The following is a 2,751-nucleotide window of genomic DNA, read 5'->3' on the forward strand; positions in this document are numbered from 1 at the left end:
CCCCCGTGCGATATGGACGGAACTGCGCGGGCGCGTGCTGGTGCCCGATGCACCGGGCGGCGCTTTCACGCTGACTGGCCGGGCCGACCGTATTGAGGTCGGGCCTGATGGGCGGGTCAGCGTGCTGGATTACAAGACCGGCGTGCTCCCCTCTGCGCGTGACGTGCTCGCAGGCTGGAGCCCCCAGCTCCCGCTGGAAGCCGCCATGATCCTGCGGGGCGGTTTTGCGGGCGTTACCCTTGCCGGTGAGGCTGAAGAAGCGGGCGGGATCATGGACGGGCTGATCTACTGGCGGCTGACCGGCGGCGCGGAGGCAGGAGAGGAAGTGGCCATTACCCCCAAAGAGGCCGAAGGCCTGAGCGCACTGGCCGAGCAGACATGGCTTAGCCTGATCGAGCGGATTGTCGCGTATGACGATCCGGCCCAGCCTTATCTTTCTCACCCGCATCCGGGGCAGGAACCACGCTTTGCCGATTACGCCCGTCTGGCCCGCGTGCCGGAATGGAGTCAGGGCCGCATGGAGCATGAAGCCTGATGACGGAGGGCGTTTTTTCCGAAGCACTGGGCATTGCGCAGGCCATTGAGCGGGCCGTGGCGCAGGCCAATGCCCAGCAGGCCATGGCGTCAGACCCCACGGCCTCGGTTTTCGTGTCCGCTTCCGCCGGGAGTGGCAAAACCAAGCTGCTGATCGACCGCCTGCTGCGCCTGATGCTGCCCCGTCTGGCCCCGGAGGGTGCGGAGGAGGAACTGGCTCCCGGCAGCCCCCCCGGCCGTATCCTGTGCCTGACCTTTACCAAGGCGGCAGCAGCGGAAATGGCCATTCGCCTGCAAACCCGGCTGGGCCGCTGGGTTACGTTGTCCGATACCCGGCTGGATGCGGAACTGCGCGCCCTGTCCGTGCCGGTAACGCAGCACACCCGCCAGCGCGCGCGTGCATTGTTTGCCGAGGTACTGGACATGCCCGGTGGCATGCGTATTGGCACCATTCACGCCTTCTGCCAGTCGCTTTTGCGCCGTTTCCCGCTGGAAGCGGCCATGAACCCCCATTTTACGGTCATGGAGGAAACAGACGCGGCTCTGGCCCTGCAAACCTGTGCGGAAACAGTTTTGGGCACCAGCCCGGCCACAGCCCTTGCCCCGCTGGCAGGGCAGATCGGGCTGGGTGATTTCATGACCCTTGCCTCCGCCCTGCGGCGCGAGAGCCGGGCGCGGCCCATGCTGGAACTCATGGCCAACCAGCCCGATGCAGCCCGCGCGGTTCTGTGCCGGGCACTGGACCTGCCGCCCGCCGCACTGGATACGCCCGATGAGGCCCTTGTGCTGCAAGCCTGCACGGCCTTTGCAGGAGAGGGCGCGGTGCGCGCGGCCCTGCTGGAACTGTCTGAAAAAGGCACGCCCACTATTAAGGGTAATACGCTGGCCCTGCTGGACTGGCTGGCCCAGCCTCCCCCTGCGCGGGCGGGGCAGTGGGCCTTATGGCGTGATGGGCTGCTCACGCGTGATGGCAGGCCCCGCAAGCAGGGCTTGATAACCGCCAAACTGGCGGAAACCTGTCCGCAGGCCGCCGAGGCGCTTTTGCGTGAGGCGGAACGGATTATCGCGGTGGAGGAAAACCGCCGGGCCTGTGCGCTGGCCCGGCTGGGCAGCGCGCTGTTGCAGACTGTGGCCCCCGTGGCCCGGCTTTACGATGCGCGCAAGGTGCTACAGGGCCAGCTTGAATATGATGATCTGATCCACAGCACCCTGTCCCTGCTGCGTGAGCCGGGGGCGGCATGGGTGCTGTACAAGCTCGATGGCGGGATTGACCATCTGCTGCTGGACGAGGTGCAGGACACCTCGCCCGAGCAGTGGCGGATTGCGGGGGATCTGACCGAGGAGTTTTTTTCCGGCGTAGGTGCGCGCGAGCAGGAGGCCGGGCCGCGCACGGTGTTTGCGGTGGGGGACTACAAACAGTCCATCTACGGGTTTCAGGGGGCGGACCCCGAGGCCTTTCGGGGGTGGCGTGCGCGGTTCAAGCAGCGGGCCGAGCAGGCGGGCCTGCCATGGCGCGAGCCCGAGCTTACGGTGTCTTTCCGTTCCACCGCCCCGGTTCTGGCGTTGGTCGATGCGGTTTTTGCCAACCCCGAGGCCGCACGCGGCGTGGTGGAGGCGCGCGAGCACACCATGCGCCATATTACGGCCCGGCCCGGTCAGGGCGGGCGGGTGGAATTGTGGCCACTGGCCGAAACACAGGAAACGGGCGAGGACGCCAGCCCATGGCAGCCCGTGCGCACCAACGCTACACGGCCCAGCCCGCGCCAGAAACTGGCCGATGCACTGGCCCGGCATATCGCAGCCCAGCTTGCCGCTTCCCCGGCCCCCGGCGAGACGCCGCTGACACCGGCGGATGTGCTGGTGCTGGTGCCGCGTCGCTCGTCCTTCGTGCCCATGCTGGTGCGTGCGCTCAAGGAGCAGGATATTCCGGTGGCCACACTGGTACGCACGGGGCTGGCGGATCAGCTTGCGGTGCAGGACCTCATGGCCCTGTGCTCGGCCCTGTTGCTCCCGCAGGATGATCTTACACTGGCTTGCGTGCTGACATCCCCCTCGGTGGCTGAGCGATGACAGCTTAATGGCGCTGGCCACGGGCCGGAGTGTGCATGAGCCTTTGTGGTCGGCCCTGCGTACCCGCCATGCCGAGCGCGCGGACTGGGCGCAGGCGTGGCATGTGCTCGATACGCTGTTTGGCCGGGTGGATTATCTGGGGCCGTA

Annotated in this window: 1 protein-coding gene and 1 pseudogene; both read left to right on the top strand. The window is 67.1% G+C overall.

What is annotated here, in order from left to right; genetic code table 11:
- The coding region (locus JCM25143_RS20275) for a PD-(D/E)XK nuclease family protein (protein ID WP_035371494.1) at positions 1 to 535 on the top strand (535 nt) is incomplete at its 5' end.
- A pseudogene (locus JCM25143_RS20280) lies at positions 535 to 2,751 on the top strand (UvrD-helicase domain-containing protein); the annotation flags it as partial. The gene JCM25143_RS20275 and the pseudogene JCM25143_RS20280, both read left to right, overlap by 1 nt.

Origin of the sequence: Acetobacter papayae JCM 25143 (assembly GCF_000613285.1) — a bacterium.
GTDB classification, from domain to species: Bacteria; Pseudomonadota; Alphaproteobacteria; order Acetobacterales; family Acetobacteraceae; genus Acetobacter; species Acetobacter papayae.